14 protein-coding genes and 1 pseudogene are annotated in these 16,181 nt (G+C 60.4%); 6 read left to right on the plus strand and 9 right to left on the minus strand.

Going from position 1 to position 16,181, the window contains the following annotated elements; translation table 11 throughout:
* The first annotated feature begins 10 nt into the window (after window positions 1-10).
* Window positions 11-523, plus strand: coding sequence for a GCN5 family acetyltransferase (locus QP868_RS03275; RefSeq protein WP_284925213.1), 513 nt, complete (start codon window positions 11-13; stop codon window positions 521-523).
* A 111-nt stretch (window positions 524-634) separates the two neighbouring features.
* On the opposite strand, the gene QP868_RS03280 is transcribed toward QP868_RS03275, so the two are convergent.
* Together QP868_RS03280 and QP868_RS03285 are read right to left on the minus strand one after the other, a co-directional pair.
* Window positions 635-748 carry an SDR family NAD(P)-dependent oxidoreductase gene (locus tag QP868_RS03280; protein WP_201613251.1) on the minus strand — a complete coding sequence of 38 codons (114 nt, stop codon included), beginning with the start codon at window positions 746-748 and terminating at the stop codon, window positions 635-637.
* Window positions 749-931: 183 nt separating this feature from the next.
* Window positions 932-1,417, minus strand: coding sequence for a hypothetical protein (locus QP868_RS03285; RefSeq protein WP_284925214.1), 486 nt, complete (start codon window positions 1,415-1,417; stop codon window positions 932-934).
* A 495-nt stretch (window positions 1,418-1,912) separates the two neighbouring features.
* Here QP868_RS03285 and QP868_RS03290 point away from each other — a divergent pair, with 495 nt between their 5' ends.
* From QP868_RS03290 to QP868_RS03305, 4 genes are all read left to right on the plus strand, one after another.
* The gene (locus QP868_RS03290) at window positions 1,913-3,319 is read left to right on the plus strand and encodes an ABC transporter permease (protein ID WP_350309959.1); all 1,407 of its coding nucleotides are present in this window, start codon (window positions 1,913-1,915) and stop codon (window positions 3,317-3,319) included.
* Entirely contained in the window at window positions 3,316-4,548 is a 1,233-nt protein-coding gene (locus QP868_RS03295; RefSeq protein WP_284925216.1) for an ABC transporter permease, read from the plus strand. Before QP868_RS03290 ends, QP868_RS03295 begins: the two co-directional genes overlap by 4 nt.
* 8 nt (window positions 4,549-4,556) lie before the next feature.
* On the plus strand, window positions 4,557-5,198 hold the full coding sequence (locus QP868_RS03300) for an ABC transporter ATP-binding protein (protein WP_284925217.1): 642 nt from the start codon (window positions 4,557-4,559) through the stop codon (window positions 5,196-5,198).
* Window positions 5,199-5,329: 131 nt separating this feature from the next.
* Window positions 5,330-6,544, plus strand: a complete 1,215-nt coding sequence (locus QP868_RS03305) for a DUF819 family protein (RefSeq protein WP_284925218.1) — start codon at window positions 5,330-5,332, stop codon at window positions 6,542-6,544.
* A 33-nt stretch (window positions 6,545-6,577) separates the two neighbouring features.
* Here the strand turns inward: QP868_RS03305 and QP868_RS03310 are convergent.
* Both QP868_RS03310 and pdxS read right to left on the minus strand, forming a co-directional pair.
* Window positions 6,578-7,080, minus strand: a pseudogene (locus QP868_RS03310) (pyridoxal 5'-phosphate synthase glutaminase subunit PdxT).
* On the minus strand, window positions 7,077-7,976 hold the full coding sequence (gene pdxS, locus QP868_RS03315; RefSeq protein WP_284925219.1) for a pyridoxal 5'-phosphate synthase lyase subunit PdxS: 900 nt from the start codon (window positions 7,974-7,976) through the stop codon (window positions 7,077-7,079). Before pdxS ends, QP868_RS03310 begins: the two are co-directional and overlap by 4 nt.
* Before the next feature lie 94 nt (window positions 7,977-8,070).
* On the opposite strand from pdxS, the gene QP868_RS03320 reads away from it, so the two are divergent.
* The gene (locus tag QP868_RS03320) at window positions 8,071-9,405 is read left to right on the plus strand and encodes an aminotransferase class I/II-fold pyridoxal phosphate-dependent enzyme (protein WP_284925220.1); all 1,335 of its coding nucleotides are present in this window, start codon (window positions 8,071-8,073) and stop codon (window positions 9,403-9,405) included.
* Between the two features lie 53 nt (window positions 9,406-9,458).
* On the opposite strand, the gene QP868_RS03325 is transcribed toward QP868_RS03320, so the two are convergent.
* The 5 genes from QP868_RS03325 to aspS all read right to left on the minus strand — a co-directional run bounded on the left by QP868_RS03325 (window position 9,459) and on the right by aspS (window position 16,120).
* Window positions 9,459-11,201, minus strand: coding sequence for an HNH endonuclease signature motif containing protein (locus QP868_RS03325; RefSeq protein WP_284925221.1), 1,743 nt, complete (start codon window positions 11,199-11,201; stop codon window positions 9,459-9,461).
* A gap of 148 nt (window positions 11,202-11,349) precedes the next feature.
* Window positions 11,350-11,982 carry a cation efflux transmembrane domain-containing protein gene (locus QP868_RS03330; RefSeq protein WP_284925222.1) on the minus strand — a complete coding sequence of 211 codons (633 nt, stop codon included), beginning with the start codon at window positions 11,980-11,982 and terminating at the stop codon, window positions 11,350-11,352.
* A 92-nt stretch (window positions 11,983-12,074) separates the two neighbouring features.
* Window positions 12,075-12,701 carry a 30S ribosomal protein S4 gene (gene rpsD / locus QP868_RS03335; protein WP_040348722.1) on the minus strand — a complete coding sequence of 209 codons (627 nt, stop codon included), beginning with the start codon at window positions 12,699-12,701 and terminating at the stop codon, window positions 12,075-12,077.
* A gap of 252 nt (window positions 12,702-12,953) precedes the next feature.
* Window positions 12,954-14,345 (minus strand): replication-associated recombination protein A, encoded by a 1,392-nt coding sequence (locus tag QP868_RS03340; protein ID WP_473964621.1) that lies wholly within the window; start codon window positions 14,343-14,345, stop codon window positions 12,954-12,956.
* Between the two features lie 2 nt (window positions 14,346-14,347).
* The gene (gene aspS, locus QP868_RS03345) at window positions 14,348-16,120 is read right to left on the minus strand and encodes an aspartate--tRNA ligase (RefSeq protein ID WP_284925293.1); all 1,773 of its coding nucleotides are present in this window, start codon (window positions 16,118-16,120) and stop codon (window positions 14,348-14,350) included.
* Window positions 16,121-16,181 lie beyond the last annotated feature (61 nt).

The following is a 16,181-nucleotide window of genomic DNA, read 5'->3' on the forward strand; positions in this document are numbered from 1 at the left end:
CCCAGTATCTATGTCTAAGCGCCCGCCTCTACTTGGTGGGCGCTTGCGTATTCTCGGAATGGTGGATCGCTTACAACTGAGGGTTCTTCAGCAAGTTGAGGACTACGTGACACCGTTCCAGGTGGTCGAGGGATTCGATGACCGCTGGTGGCACGACAGGGCTGGAAGAGTCGGCGAAGACTCCCCGGAGGGCAAGGAGTACATCCAGTTTCTTGCCGATGGTGTGGAAGTCGGGCGCGCTGAGGTGACAGATTGGCCACTCTCCGATAGCTACATCGGGATCGACTCGGAAGTGCTGACCAAAGAAATCTGGTTCTTTGAAATCCGCCGTGATCTTCGCCGACATCACTATGGGGCTGCGTTTGCAAGGCATCTGATCAGCCACTACTCAGGCTTTCCCTTGATCGCTTTCTCCGAAGGCGCTGACGAATTTTGGTCAGGAATCGGCTGGCACTATTACCCGCGTAAAGACGGGGATCCCCATTACCGCAAGCTCTTCGTTTCCCAGAAGATTGGCAAGTGATCTTCACCCGCTGGAAGTGAACCAATCAAGCGACTAAATCGTAGTTCCCGCTTGTTTGTACCCGTCGTGCCATGAAAGTTTCCATGTGCATGGCTTTGTCTTCAATGGGCATCACCTGGAGTACGAGCCGTACCCGGCGTTGTTGACGAGTACATCGATCCGGCCGGTGTCCTCAATGATCTTCGCGATGCCATCGGTCATGGACTGCTCATCGGTGACATCCATCCCGAGGGGGGCGGATGCCGTCTGCGGCCAGCTTCTGCAGGCGATCGGTGCGCCGCGCCGCAGACCGTGAAGCCTAGGGACTGGAGCTCATCAGTGCGTATCTAAAACGCTGGCAAAACAATATGCCCTCCCGCCTTGCTCAGTGAAGAAACAAGATAAGAGGGCTTCAGGGCAGAAAGGGACTTAGAAAGGATCTACTTGCTCGCCATTGACCCACCATTCCTTGATCCCATTAGCAAGTTCAACAGCTGGCCCGTCTTTGCGGTGGCGCTTCCCGTTGCGAAACCAAAGTCTTTCCCCATCAGGGCACTCAGCAGCTGGACCGTCCTCACGATGTAACTCACCGTTGCGATACCACTCCTTGGAACCGTCAGGATACTCAATGGCCGGGCCGTCTTCGCGGTGAAATTTGTCGTTCATCCACCACTGCTTTTCTCCATCTGCATTCTCAACAGCTGGACCGTCCTCACGATGCAACTCACCGTTGCGATACCACTCCTTGGTACCGTCAAAATACTCAATGGCCGGGCCGTCTTCGCGGTGCAATTCACCCTTAGAGTTGCGCCATTCCTTGTGACCGCCGTTCACAACAGGGGATGAGTCAATCGGCGAAGAGTCAACCTGATCACCCAGGTGCTCTGATTCTGCGCCGATGCGATGTTCAGACATACTGCTTTCCCTTTCTAATCTGGAACAATCAGCTCAGATTTGAACCAATCAAGCGACTAAATCGTAGTTCGCGCGCGTTTGTATCCAGCGTGGCATGAAAGTTTCATACATCCGGTTAACGCGACTCTTTCCAATAACTGTTAACCACGCTAACAGTTCACTCACTTCTTCTCCCGGACTTACCTGCCTGTGAAGAGAGATACGGCCTCGCCAGACTAGTTGCTGAATACGCCTGGGAATGGGTTTCTAAGAACAAAAGGAACGAGCAGTCGTTCGACATGGAACCTGTAACAGCGAGCTATAGACTTCAAAATCAACATGACCACGAATCAGTATGAACCCGCGGGAAGCACTGAGTTTCGCCCATAGAGTTTTCGAAACTACGCCATTCTCTGCCTTCACCCACAGCTTCGGCGCAGATTGCTACCAGAATCGATTCAGAATCGAGTAGTAGATTCTCTCCGATCCTTTCGGCGCGCCCGTACACACAGCACTGTGCACACGCGCCAACCGTTTTACCGTGAAAGGGAAACTTTGACGTTTCTAGGAAGAGCCTGGCGCTATTGTGTCCGAAAGCCAGTCAAAACACTCATCATTTTCGTCGTCCTCATCATCATGGCCACAGTGGTCATGGCGGCCAGCGCCGTCACCCGCTCGGCTGACCAGGTGTCAGAGGAGATCGACGCGAAAACCGGCCGCGGGTTCGTGCTTGAGAACAACCCTCAGAACAACCTCGGCACTCCCCGAGGTGCCGGCACCGTCAAGGCTGCGGACATCGCCACGCTCTCAAAACTGGACGGCGTAGAGTCACACGTCGCCCGGCAAAACGTCACCGCCGACCTGGTCAACGCCAAGGTCCAGAAACTCGACCACGACGACTACGACAAACAGCGCGAAAAACAGTTCGGCAACGCTGTCAACGTGTGGGGCGTCAACAACAGCGAAATCGACAACAACTTCCGCAGCGGCAACCTCAAACTCACCCAGGGCCGCCACCTCACTCCCGACGACACCCAAAAAGCCGTCATTCACGAAGACCTCGCCAAAGCCAACAACCTCAAGGTAGGCGACACGCTCACCCTGAAGGGCAACAAGTACGACGTCGACAACCAACGCCAGTCCACCAAGGAAGTCAAAACCCAGATCGTGGGCCTGGTGTCAGGCGAGAACACCAAACCGGCCGCCACGCGCAACGAACTTTTCGCCAACACCGTGTTCACTGACCTGGACACCACTCGTGAGCTCTACCAGTTCACCCCAGAAACCGAGATCTACCAGGACGCCAACTTCTTCGTGTCCAAAGACGCCAACTTCGACGACGTCACCAAAGCCGCCAAGGCCCAAGGCATCGACTGGCAGAACTACCAGATCTCCCCATCCACCCAGTACCTGTCCGGCATCACCGGCGCCGTCGACGGCATCAAGAGCATCATGCGCAACACCACCGTGGGCGCCACTATCTTCGCCCCCGCGATCGTCGCACTCGTCCTGTTCCTGTGGCTGAACGAACGCAAAAAGGAAACCGGCACACTACTGTCTATCGGCGTCACCAAGGCCAGCATCGCCGCCCAGTACCTCGCCGAACTCATCCTCATCGCCGTACCCGCCTTCATCTGCGCGTACTTCGCCGCCAGCCGTTTCGCACAGTGGATGGGCGACACCACCCTGGCCAGCGTCAACAAGTCCGCGGCCCAGGAAATGCAGCAGGCCGGTCAGTTCGGCGCCGACCTGGAGTCCTCAGCCTCCGCCCAAACCCTGGACAACCTCACCGTGGGACTCTCCCCCACCTCGGCGGTCCAGGCGTCCATCATCTGCGTGGCCGTGATCGCCGTGGTCGTCGCCATCACTGCGGTGCCCATGTTGCGTAAGAGCCCCCGCGCGATCCTCGTGGACGCGACATGACCCATCCCTGGTCCCGAGCAATCCGCTGCGTCACCCGCAAACCGCGCCGCAGCCTCCTCATGATCCTCATCATGACCGTGGTGTTCACCGCGCTCGTCGCCCAGTCCGGCGTGCGCTCCACCATGGCCCACGTCAAGCACGCCATCAACACCAACGTGGGCGCGGGCTTCACGGCTACCGGCCCCGGCCAGAACGGCGCCCCCAGTGACAGCCCTAAAGGCATTGACCCTTCCCTGGCTGACCGGCTGGCTTCCCTGCCCGAGGTGGCAAAGCACAGTCTGGAAGCGTCCACCTTGGCGCGCCCCAAGGATGCCACGCCCGTCGCTGGCACCAGTGGCGTCCAGTTGGATCCGAAGTTCGCGGGCGACGTCAGCGTCACCGGCACCAGCGACTCCGCACTCAACCCGGCGTTCCAAGGCAAGCTGTACCAACTTACCGAAGGCACGCACGTGGGCGCGGACACCACGCAGGCGCTTATCCACCGGGAGTTCGCCAGCCAGAACCACCTCGGGCCCGGCGACACCTTCACGCTCACCCGCGACGGCACCAGCGTGACCGTTACCGTGGCCGGCATTTTCGACGGCAAGACCGAAAACCCCACCGGCCTGCCTTCCGGGGCGTCGCAGAACCAGGTTTTCACGGACCTTGAGTCCGCTCAGAAGCTGGGCGCGCCGCTGACCACGGGCCGATACTTCACACACAACGCGAACCAGCTCACCAGCGCACTCGACACCGCGAAGCGCACCGCCCCCGACCTCACCTTGGAGGACAACTCCGCGCAGTTCGCGCCCGTGTTGCAGGCGATTGCGGGGGTTGACCGGTTGCTCACCATCCTGTTGCTCGCCTTGTGTGTGGCAGGCGCGGGTGTACTTACATTGGTGAGCACGTTCTGGGCCCGAGGTCGCATCCACGAAATCGGCATCCTCCTGTCCCTGGGGAAGAGTAAGGGCAATGTGCTGGCCCAGTTCGCGATCGAGTCAAGCATCTTTGCCGCCGTCGCAACCCTCATCGCGGCCGGGGCGGGCACGGTGCTGTCGAACCACCTCGGGCGGGCGGTGTTTACCCAGGTTGGCGGGGAGACGCTTTCTGCCCTGCAACTGACCATCAGTGCCGGTGACGTTGTGGCGGCCTTGGCGCTGGGGTTCGGCATCGTGCTCTTAGGCGTATCCGTGGGCGTTCTGCCGCTCATCACGCAACGCCCCAAACGAATTCTTGCAAAACTCAGTTAGGAAACATCATGACCATCATGCAACTCGACCACGTCAACTTCACCTACGCCAGTGCCGCCAAGCGGGTGCTGAGCAACGTCAGTTATGACTTTGAGGTGGGCACGTTCTACGCGATTGTGGGCTCCTCAGGGGCCGGTAAGACCACCATGTTGAGCCTGCTTGCAGGCCTCGACGCGCCCACTCAAGGAGAGGTGCGGTTCGACGGCAACGACATCGCCACCACCGGGTACACGCGCCACCGCAGGGACCAGATTGCGTTGGTATTCCAGAACTACAACCTGATCGACTACCTCACGCCGTTGGAGAACCTGCGCCTGGTCAACCCCAAGGCCAGCGTGGAGGACCTGACACGGTTGGGGATCGACGAGTCCGCGGCCAAGCGCAACGTGTTGGCGCTGTCCGGTGGGCAGCAACAGCGCGTGGCAATTGGGCGCGCGTTGGTGTCCTCAGCACCCGTGATTCTGGCTGATGAGCCCACCGGAAACCTGGACGAGGACACCGCCCAGGGTGTTATCGAGATCCTGCGCGACGCCGCCCACGAGCAGAACAAGTGCGTGATCGTAGTGACCCACTCGCGGCAGCTAGCGCGCGCCGCCGATGTGACCCTGCGTCTGGAACAGCGCAAGCTGGTTGAACGCAAGAAGGCGTAGGGGTTGGGGGCCGGAAATCATCGGCCCGCCATCACACATGTTGTACGGTTGTGATACGCGTCACCTGACGCTCGCTGGTGTCGGTGCTCGTGGACCCATGAACGTACCCGTATCGACAGCATAGGAGCGCGATGATCTCCGACGGTTTCTTCTTCCTGGCCACCCTGATAGGTATCTCAGCGATCCTGGTGTACTTGGAGAAACGTCGGGGGTTTGCGGTTTTCAAGTACGTGCCCGGGCTTGTGTTCCTGTACCTGATCGCGGCCACGTTGAACACGCTGGGCGTGTTCGCGCAGTCCGATTCGATCGATGCCGTGGGCTCTGGAGTCAAGGACGCGTTACTGCCGGCCATGATCATGTTGTTGCTGTTCCAGTGCGACGTGCGTCAGATCATCAAACTGGGTCCCAAGCTTATGCTCACGTACGCGGCGGCGGTCGTGTCGATTTTCGCTGGGTTTGTGGTTGCGTTCCTCCTGTTTAAAGGTGTTTTGGATCCCGAGGCGTGGAAGGGTTTCGCGGCGCTGGCAGGTTCGTGGACCGGTGGTTCGGCGAACATGGTGGCCGTTCAGGAAATCCTTCAGGCGCCTGAGTCACTGTTTGGGCACGTGCTCATTGTGGACACCATCGTGTACTCGCTGTGGCTGCTGCTGATGTTTTCCGGAACGGGAATCGCCCAGCGTTTCAACGCCTGGGTTAAGGCCGACACTTCCTACCTCGAAACCCAAGCCGCGGCGGTCACGAACCCGGGTGACACCTCGGCGGGGGAAGAGGGCGAGTCCAACGGCAGCGGCGATTCCAACGGCAGCGGTGAGACCCTGGACCTGGTGGCGCTGTTCCGTGTCATTGCGCTGGGGCTGTTCGCCTCAGCAGCGGCCACGTGGGTGGGTAATCAGCTGCCTGAGATTGGCGTGGTCGTCACCTCCACCACATGGACCATTCTGATTGTGAGTGTGTTGGGGCTGATCATCGGGTCCACGCGGTTTGGCAAGATGCCCGGCGCGTCCGAGGTGTCCCACATCATGCTGTACATCATCATCGGGATTATTGCGGCCGGGTCGGACTTCAGCTCACTGGTCGAAGCGCCGCTGTACCTGCTGGCCGGGTTCGTGGTGGTCACCATCCACCTGCTGCTCATGGTGGTTTACGCGAAGCTCACCCGCACCGAACTGTTCAGCATCGCGGTTGCATCTACCGCCAACATTGGTGGTGTGGCATCTGCGCCCGTGGTAGCCAGCGCGTACAGTCAGCAACTGGTGCCCGTGGGTGTGCTGTATGCGCTCATTGGCGCGTTTGCGGGTACGTTCTTTGGGCTGGCTACCGGGCAGATACTGAGTATGTTGGGGTGAGCGTTGGGGTGACGGCTGGCCGCGCATGGTTGGCTAGCCTCTCCGCGCGCGAGCCTTGTCCATGAGTCGCTCGTGGAAGCGCGTCTCGCCGGTGAGCTCGGGGTGGAAGGATGTCCCCAGAAGGTTCCCTTGTTCGACCGCGACGACCTCACCTCCCGGCAAGGTGGCCAGAGAGCGGGCGGCGGGTGCCACCTCGGCGACAATGGGCGCACGGATGAAGACGGCCCGAACCGGCTCCTCCCCCAGGTCAGGGGCATGCAGATCCGGTCCGCAAGCAGGATCAGCCCCGCGCACGTGCCGTAGACGGGGAGGCCAGCAGCGATCGCTGCTTGGATGGGTTTCTGCAGGTCGAATGCACGCGACAGTTTGTCGATCATGCTTGACTCTCCGCCCGGAAGCACCAGCGCCTCCACCTGTGACAGTTCGTGTGGCCGGCGCACTAAGGTGACCTGAGCGCCCAGGGTTTCGAGTGTATGTGCATGTTCTCGCACGCCACCCTGGAGCGCCAGGATACCTACGCGAACGGGCGCGTTCACCAGCCACGCTCTGCGAGACGGTGAGGTGCGGGAAGGTCAGCAACGTTGATACCCACCATGGCTTCGCCCAACCCCCGGGACACGTCCGCAATGACGGCCGGGTCGTCGTAGAACGCGGTGGCCTTGACGATCGCTTGTGCGCGTTTGGCCGGGTCACCTGACTTGAAGATACCCGAGCCCACGAACACGCCGTCGGCGCCCAGCTGCATCATCATGGCGGCGTCGGCAGGGGTGGCGACTCCTCCGGCGGTGAAGAGGACAACGGGGAGCTGGCCGGTGCGGGCGACTTCTGCGACCAGGTCATATGGGGCCTGGAGTTCCTTTGCGGCGACGTAAAGTTCGTCTGGTGTCAGAGCGCGCAGACGGTTGATCTCAGCGGTGATGGTGCGGATGTGTTTGGTGGCTTCCGACACGTCACCGGTTCCGGCTTCACCCTTGGAGCGGATCATGGCCGCACCTTCCGTGATGCGGCGCAGTGCCTCACCCAGGTTGGTGGCGCCACACACGAACGGCACGTCGAACTTCTGCTTGTCGATGTGGTTGACGTAGTCGGCAGGTGAGAGGACCTCGGACTCGTCGATGTAGTCCACGCCCAGCTCCTGGAGTACCTGCGCTTCCACGAAGTGGCCGATGCGCGCCTTGGCCATCACCGGGATCGATACCGCGTTGATGATGCCGTCGATGAGGTCGGGGTCGCTCATGCGGGCCACGCCACCCTGAGCGCGGATGTCAGCCGGCACACGTTCCAGGGCCATGACCGCGACTGCTCCGGCGTCCTCTGCGATTTTCGCCTGGTCTGGGGTCACTACGTCCATGATGACGCCGCCTTTGAGCATGTCGGCGAGTCCGCGCTTCACGCGGCCGGTGCCGTGGTGGTTTTCACTCGTGTTTGTCATGTTGGTCTCCTTTGTCTTTGCTGGCCCGTCCCAGCGCTTACAGTTTTGGTCTAGGCCAAACGAATGTACCACGTCACAGCCTAGACTGGAGCACGTGACTCACCACACGGATATAACTGGGCAGTCCGCGAGCGACATTGCCGACTCGGTCCGCACCCTCATCGACCGTGGACACCTGCGCCCCGGCGACCTGTTGCCACCCGTGCGCACCCTCGCCCGAGACTTAGGCGTTAACCGCAACACCACCGTGGCTGCGTACCGACTGTTGGCGACCTCGGGGCTGGTGGTTGGGCAGGGGCGCGCCGGCACCCGAGTTGCAGACCTCTCCCCTGGCCCCCAGGACGGGTACGCGACAGATGGGGCGGATGACACCTCGGCCCATGTGGTGGACCTTGCGAGCGGCAACCCGCTTCCAGAGCTGATCCCCGACGTGCGTCCGGCGCTCACCGCCGCAGCCGGGCACACGGTGTTGTACGGCGAGCCGGTGGTAGATGCGGGGCTTGCCCAGTGGGCGCGGGAGTGGTTTGCCCCGGATGTGCCGGGGGCGTTTGAACTGTCGGTGACGTCTGGCGCAGTGGATGCGATTGAGCGGTTGTTGGCGCAGTCGCTCATGCGCGATGACGCGGTGGGCTTGGAGGACCCATGCTTTTTGGCGAGTCAGCAGACGGTGCGGCTGGGCGGGTATCGCACGGTGCCGATTGCCGTGGATGAGCGTGGCATGACGCCTGACGGCTTGCGGGCCGCACTTGAGGCGGGGGTGCGCGCGGTGGTGTGTACGCCTCGGGCGCAGAATCCCACGGGCGCGTCGATTGATGCCGAGCGGGCCCAGCAGCTACGTGAGGTTTTGGCCGATCATCCGTATGTGTTGGTGATTGAGGATGACTATTACTCGTTGTTGTCGCGGGTGCCGTTTGAGTCGATTGTGGGGCCTGAGCATCAGCGGTGGGCGCTGGTGCGGTCGCTGTCGAAGTTCATTGGGCCCGATATTTGTGTTGCCCTGGTTGCCTCTGACCGGGAGACGGCGTCACGGTTGGCGTTGCGGTTGAGCCCGGGCACCACGTGGGTGAGTCACTTGTTGCAGCGGATCGCGTTGGCGCAGCTTACTGATATGGACGCACGGGCCCTCATTGAGCGGGCGGCCGGCGTGTATGCGGATAACAACGAGGCGTTTGTGCGGGCGCTTGCTGGGCATGGCGTTGAGGCTTTGGCTGGTGACGGGATTAGCGTGTGGGTACCGGTGGGGGCTCCCGCGGCCGAGGTGGCCTCCCGTTTGGCTCATCACGGCTGGACCGTGCGTCCTGGCGATGAGTTTGGGCTTACCGAGGGTGGGCCTGCCAGTCACCATATTCGCGTGACCGTGCATGAGCTCAGTGAACCGCAGCTTGAGGGTTTCGTTGCCGACCTTGTGATGGCTGGCGGGTATGCGTAGACCTCGCAAAAAAGTTGGTTAGCTTAGTGGTTGGCTTGGTTGGGCATCCACCGCTACTCAAGCGAACTGGCGAACGCTTCGAGCTGTTTGTAGTGCGCTTGGTGCAATGGTGATGCAGGCGGGTAGGACAACACGGTGCCGATCCGTGGAAACTCCCATTCCACTCCCCCGTCGCTTGTGCGCTTGGCAGTAAGTCGACCTTCTGTTTTGGCCTGATGATGCTTGCGACACATAGGGTGCAGGTTTTCGAGTACCGTCTGTCCACCGTTCTTGGGGTTCGCATGGTTGAACGGTTCGATATGGTCTTTGTCGCACGTCCGGGCGAGTCGGTTACACCACGGCACGGAACAGTACACCCATCTAACCTCGAGCGTCCGAGCCATCGGTTTGGTCACTCTGTACCTGGTGGGCATAATTTCGCACACTTCTCCCGTGGAGGGGTCGGTGAAGTACCTGTAAATCGACGACGCTTCTCTTAACAGTTTGTCTGTGGTGTAGGAATCCAGCGCGAACGCGTTGTTCACCATCACCGGCACCGGCGGGCCCGTCGAGCCTCTGCTTTTCGCCGGGACTTCTCGTTCTTGAAGTCCGCCCGCATCTATTTCCTGTGGGCCATCTCCGTCTCTTACCTGGGTCCCGCGTTCGCCTCTTGCTCGTGGCCTGCCTTCGTTTGGCATGAGGCGCACCACCGGAACCATCACGTTGATTCCAGCTTGGGACTTCAGCCACTCTTCGTTGGTTGGAATCGAGATTGTGAGTTTGACTTCTTTCACTTGCGTAGCACCGCGAGCTTCGTCCTGGTCGAGCCACATCTGTATGGCTTCTTCACCGTACTGTGGCGCCGGAACATCGCGACCTTCGGTCAGGCCGGTGGCTTTCGTCATGCCGGTGCGAGTGATTCGGGCCGTAACCTGGGTTGTAGGCCGAGCCCCAGTAAGCATGTCGTACATGACCTGGTGAAGCAAACGGTCTTCGTCTATTTCCACTTCTCCCATGCTGCGCACGGGGACTTCTGTCGTAGGCGTGAAGTCTTCGCTTCCTATGTGGGCCGAAAAGCTGCCAATGGCCCCATGAATAATGGCGCGAGCTCCGCCTTCGAGGCGTTTGTGCATTGCTTCGATTTCAATACTGGGGCCGATCAAGCTCAACACAGACTCGCCACCTGGATTGTGGGTACACACGACCCGGCGGTTTTCCCTCACATGTTCGTTGGTTTCTTGAGGCGTGGAGAGCATCGCGACGATTTCATTGACGTACTTCCTGAACACCTTTGGAGAAACATCCAACCGCCGATCCATCATCAAACGGTCGAACTCAATAATGTCGATACCAGCCATTGCCACTTGCGCAGCGGTGGCTCGCACTCGCTCATACGACAGTTGGCCGTTCTGAACATAGCTCCACAGTCCTGGCATCAGGAGTGCCATGGTCACAATGGGTCGAATACGCGATGGCACCTGACGGCTAGTGCAATCAAGCGCAGTGGCAAAAATTCCGGCATCTTCGACGGAAAGTTCGTACTGCAGGCGCACAATATCTTCGACAAGCACATACCCCACGCTATCGATGTGCACGTATCGCGTAGGAACACCCGAACTACCCGCAAGTTCGGCAAGCCTGGACGTTTCCAACCTCACCTTTTCGAGCTGCTTGGGCGTCATTACAGGAAGGATCTTCACGAACAATTGAACGACTACGCGCGCCAGTGCGACAAGACCTGCATCGGCTGCACGCCGAGCCTTTGTCAATACATCAATCTCACGACAACTGCGCTCTTCAATACCGCGTTCGTACATTGTTCTCACCTCCCAATGCCTCTATTCTATTATGAATCGAACGCATACACAAGAGTTCACACCAAATTATTTCGATTTATTTTCGACTCCCCTATGCGACGCCATCGTTGCAACACTACAGCCCACACAGCATAGGCTCCCTAACCCCTCACCCTTCCAGTTCGGGCACCTCGGCGCGGGCTTGTTCAAAGACTTCTTTGGCCGCGTACAGGTTGATCACGCCAATGACCAGCCCCACAACAACGTCGGGCCACACGCTGGCCCAGAACACCGTCACCACGCCAGCGGCAATGATCAGCACGTTCGCCAGCGCGTCATTGCGCGCCGCCAACCACGCACCCGTCATGAGCGCACCCCCACCGGACCGCACCCGGAACAGTAACACCGCGCTCACCACGTTGATCACCAGCGCACCCACCGCGGTCACCGACAGCGTCAACGGCTCCGGCGGCTCCCCCGTCACCAGCTTCAACCCGACCATCACAAACGCCGCCACCGCAGGCAACAGAATCAGCCCAGCCAACGCGTAACTGGCCTTCCGCCGCGCGCTCAAAGACCACCCCACCGCGGTCAACACCAGCAGGTTGATCATCGTGTCCTCGAGGAAATCGGCCGCGTCCGCAAACAACGACGCCGACCCAATCACCAACGCCACGACACTCTCGCCCACGAACCCCACAAAGTTGATCGCAGCCACGACCGCAAGCATCACCCGTGCCTTCCCGGCCACGTTGGCGGCGTTGATGTTTCCCGAGGTGTCAGACGGTTCCAGCTCAGCCATAGTTTCCTTCAAGATAGGTGGGGCGCGCCCGCCCCACGCGGACAAAACAAAAGCCCGAGGCCGGAAACGACCTCGGGCTTCTGAATCAAGCTTTAGCGTGAGTAGTGCTCAACGACTAGCTGAACGTCGCAGGTCACTGGGATCTCTTCGCGCTTAGGGCGACGCAGCAGCGTAGCCTGCAGAGCTTCCAAGTTCACGTTGAGGTAACCAGGAACGGTAGGCAGAACGTCGCGGTGTGCACCAGCGGCAGCCACCTGGAACGGGTCCATTGGCTGTGAACGTTCGTGCACGTGGATCATCTGGCCTTCCTTCACACGGTAGGAAGGACGGTCCACACGCTGACCGTCAACACAGATGTGACGGTGCACCACGAACTGACGCGCCTGGGAAATGGTGCGAGCGAAACCAGCACGCAGAACCAGAGCGTCCAGACGCATTTCCAGAAGCTCAACCAGTGCTTCACCGGTCAGACCAGACTCTTTACGAGCTTCCTTGTAGGTCTTGAGCATCTGAGCCTCGCGAATACCGTACTGAGCACGCAGACGCTGCTTTTCCTTCAGACGGATCGAGTAGTCAGAGTCATTACGACGACGAGCGCGACCGTGTTCACCCGGTGGGTATGGACGACGCTCAAAGTACTTTTCAGCTTTAGGGGTCAGTGGAAGACCCAGGGCACGCGACAGGCGAACCTGACGGCGTGAACGCATTGCAGATGACATGTTTACCTTTCGGTTTGGTATTGCGTCACACCGCGACGTGGCCGTCTGCACAGCCGAACTCGGATCGTGGTGCAACAGTCGTTTCCCCCTGTGGGAAAGCAATCGACGCATGCGAGTCCACGCGCACGAAGGCCGCCCGAAAACGGGCACAACAGCAGAAAACTCTACCACGTTAGCCACACCAACCGCCAGTTCGTACATCTTGGGCTCAGTTCAACCGGCGCCTAAATCTCCTGGCGCACCCCGCCCTACTTAGGGTTCCCGCAGCTGCTGCAGGATCGCCAGCCGTTCAGCCATGCCCTTTTCGTAACCGTTGTCGGTGGGGTCGTAATACTGCGTGCCCACCAACGAATCCGGCAAATACTGCTGCGGCGACACCGAATGCGGGAAGTCGTGCGAGTACTTGTACCCCACGCCGTGCCCCAGCCCCTTGGCACCCGGGTAGTGCGCGTCCCGCAAATGCGGCGGCACCTCGCCCGACTTGCCCGCCTTCACATCGGCCAACGCCTTGTTAATCCCCATGTACGACGCATTCGACTTAGGCGCCAACGCCAAATACACCACCGCTTGCGCCAGCGGAATCCGCCCCTCCGGCATCCCGATCCGCTCCACCGCCGTCTGCGCGGACACCGCCACCGTCAACGCGTTCGGATCAGCCATGCCAATATCCTCCGACGCCGCAATCACCACGCGCCTGCAAATGAACCGCGGATCCTCACCCGCTGAAATCATGCGCGCCAAATAGTGCAACGCCGCATCGGGGTCTGAACCCCGAATCGACTTAATAAACGCACTGATCACGTCATAGTGCTGGTCCCCCGCCCGGTCGTACCGGACAACGGCAGCCTGGGCCGCCTCGGCCGCGTGCCTCTCCTCAATCACGGGCGCCCCAGAGTCAGAGTCCTGCCCGGAGTCCGCCCCAGAGTCCGCGCCGTCACCCTCAGCGCCGCCGTCCTTCTCAGCCTTCGCCGAGGCGGCCGCCGCTTCCAGCACGGTCAGCGACCTGCGCGCGTCCCCGCTGGCGACCGAAACAATGTACTCAAGCGCCTCCTCGGACAGCTCGAACTGCCCCGCCAAACCCCGCGGGTCCGACACCGCACGCGTCACCAATGTGCGCAGGTGTTCCTCTGTCAACGGTTTGAGCTGCAGCACCAAGGACCGCGACACCAACGGCGCAATCACCGAAAACGACGGATTCTCGGTGGTCGCCGCCACCAACACCACCAGCCGGTTCTCCACCGCCGGCAACAACGCGTCCTGCTGCGCCTTGGAAAACCGGTGGATCTCGTCCAAGAACAACACCGTGGTGAGCCCGCGCATCTCCCGGTCGCGCCTGGCGTTCTCGATCACCTCGCGCACGTCCTTCACGCCCGCGGTGATCGCTGACAACTCCACGAACCGGCGCCCCTCGGCGTGGGACACCGCGTGCGCAATGGTGGTCTTACCCACCCCGGGCGGGCCGTACAAAATGACCGAGGTGGCCCCGGCTACCCCGCGCGGGTCCGACTCGGCGAGTTGCCTCAGCGGCGAACCCTTAAACGTCAGATGGTCCTGACCCACCAGTTCATCGATGGAGCGCGGGCGCATACGAACGGCCAGGGGATCAAGCACCGATCCCCCGGCCGCGTCGTCAAAAAGATCCACTCTTATTCGTCGTCTTCCGGCGTGTAGTCCACGCCCGCTTCCTTACGCTGCTGGTCCGTAATCGGAGCAGGTGCAGCCGTGAGCGGGTCGTATCCGTTACCCGACTTGGGGAACGCAATAGTGTCGCGAATCGATTCGGTTCCCGCGAGCAGTGACACCAGACGGTCCCATCCGAACGCAATACCACCGTGCGGAGGCGCCCCGAACTTGAACGCGTCCAGCAAGAACCCGAACTTCTCCTGCGCGTCCTCCTGGCTGATCCCCATAACCTTGAACACGCGTTCCTGGACATCCGGACGGTGGATACGGATCGACCCACCACCAATCTCGTTACCGTTACACACGATGTCGTACGCGTAAGCCAACGCCGAACCCGGGTCCGTGTCGAACGTGTCCGCAAACTCTGGCTTAGGCGCGGTGAACGCGTGGTGCACAGCTGTCCATTTACCGTCGCCAACTGCCACATCGCCGGCAGCCACTGCGTCCTCGGCCGGTTCGAACATGGGCGCATCCACGACCCACACGAACGACCAGTCGCCTTCCTTGATGAGGCCCGTGCGCTCACCAATCTCAACGCGCGCAGCACCCAGCAACGCACGCGAATCAGTGGCCTTACCGGCTGCGAAGAAAATCGCGTCACCCGGGTTGGCACCAACAGCAGCAGCCAACCCGTTCTTTTCTTCATCCGACAGGTTCTTGGCAACCGGACCGCCCAGCGTGCCGTCTTCGCCCACCTGCACGTATGCCAGACCCTTGGCACCGCGCTGCTTGGCCCATTCCTGCCACGCATCGAACTGACGGCGAGGCAACGACGCACCACCCGGGTACACAACAGCACCCACGTACGGCGCCTGGAACACGCGGAACCCAGTTCCTTCGAAGTACTCCGTGAGGTCCGTCAACGGCAGATCAAACCGCAGGTCCGGCTTGTCGGTGCCGTACTTCTCCATGGCGTCTTTGTACGTCATGCGCTCAATGGGCGTAGGAATCTCCACGTCGATGAGCTTCCACAGCTCCACCAGGATCTCTTCAGCCAAAGCGATGATGTCGTCCTGCTCCACGAAGCTTGCCTCGATGTCCAACTGTGTGAACTCGGGCTGGCGGTCGGCGCGGAAGTCCTCGTCACGGTAGCAACGCGCGATCTGGTAGTAGCGCTCCATTCCAGCCACCTGCAACAGCTGCTTGAACAGCTGTGGCGACTGTGGCAACGCGTACCACGAACCCGGCTTCAGGCGCGCAGGCACCACGAAGTCACGCGCACCTTCAGGCGTTGAGCGCGTCAACGTAGGCGTTTCAATTTCAATGAACTTGTGCTTGTCCAGCACCTGGCGAGCCGTCTTGTTGACATCCGAACGCAGACGCAGCACGTTGCCTGAGGCCGGGCGACGCAGATCCAGGTAACGGTACTTCAAGCGGGTTTCCTCACCCACCTTGGAGTCTTCCGCGTGCTCAGATACCTGGAACGGAAGTGCGGCCGCCTGCGCAAGAATCTCGACGTCGGTGTCGACAACCTCGATCTCACCCGTAGGCAGTGCTTCGTTAGTGTTGCCCTCTGGACGTGGCTTGACCGTTCCGGTGACCTTGACGACCGTTTCGTTCTTCAGTTCATCAGCAACGTCTTCGTGAACCACAACCTGCACAATGCCTGACGCGTCACGCAGATCAATAAACGCCACACCACCGTGGTCGCGACGACGATCAACCCAACCCGTCACCGTCACCGTCTGATCGACGTGGTCAGTACGCAAGCTTCCAGCTTCGTGAGTACGTAGCACCGAAGAGTCTCCTAGAGTAGAAAAGTCAGTATTCACATCCTAGGTTAATCCAGGATGATTC

Origin of the sequence: Brevibacterium sp. UMB1308A (assembly GCF_030230605.1) — a bacterium.
In the GTDB taxonomy this organism is placed as follows: domain Bacteria; phylum Actinomycetota; class Actinomycetes; order Actinomycetales; family Brevibacteriaceae; genus Brevibacterium.

What these genes read in the sequence shown, in the direction of transcription:
- QP868_RS03275 (WP_284925213.1), top strand. Translation starts at nt 11, where the DNA reads ATGTCTAAGCGCCCGCCTCTACTTGGTGGGCGCTTGCGTATTCTCGGA.
- QP868_RS03280 (WP_201613251.1), bottom strand. Translation starts at nt 748, where the DNA reads ATGGATGTCACCGATGAGCAGTCCATGACCGATGGCATCGCGAAGATC.
- QP868_RS03285 (WP_284925214.1), bottom strand. Translation starts at nt 1,417, where the DNA reads ATGTCTGAACATCGCATCGGCGCAGAATCAGAGCACCTGGGTGATCAG.
- QP868_RS03295 (WP_284925216.1), top strand. Translation starts at nt 3,316, where the DNA reads ATGACCCATCCCTGGTCCCGAGCAATCCGCTGCGTCACCCGCAAACCG.
- QP868_RS03300 (WP_284925217.1), top strand. Translation starts at nt 4,557, where the DNA reads ATGACCATCATGCAACTCGACCACGTCAACTTCACCTACGCCAGTGCC.
- QP868_RS03305 (WP_284925218.1), top strand. Translation starts at nt 5,330, where the DNA reads ATGATCTCCGACGGTTTCTTCTTCCTGGCCACCCTGATAGGTATCTCA.
- pdxS (WP_284925219.1), bottom strand. Translation starts at nt 7,976, where the DNA reads ATGACAAACACGAGTGAAAACCACCACGGCACCGGCCGCGTGAAGCGC.
- QP868_RS03325 (WP_284925221.1), bottom strand. Translation starts at nt 11,201, where the DNA reads ATGTACGAACGCGGTATTGAAGAGCGCAGTTGTCGTGAGATTGATGTA.
- QP868_RS03330 (WP_284925222.1), bottom strand. Translation starts at nt 11,982, where the DNA reads ATGGCTGAGCTGGAACCGTCTGACACCTCGGGAAACATCAACGCCGCC.
- rpsD (WP_040348722.1), bottom strand. Translation starts at nt 12,701, where the DNA reads ATGTCATCTGCAATGCGTTCACGCCGTCAGGTTCGCCTGTCGCGTGCC.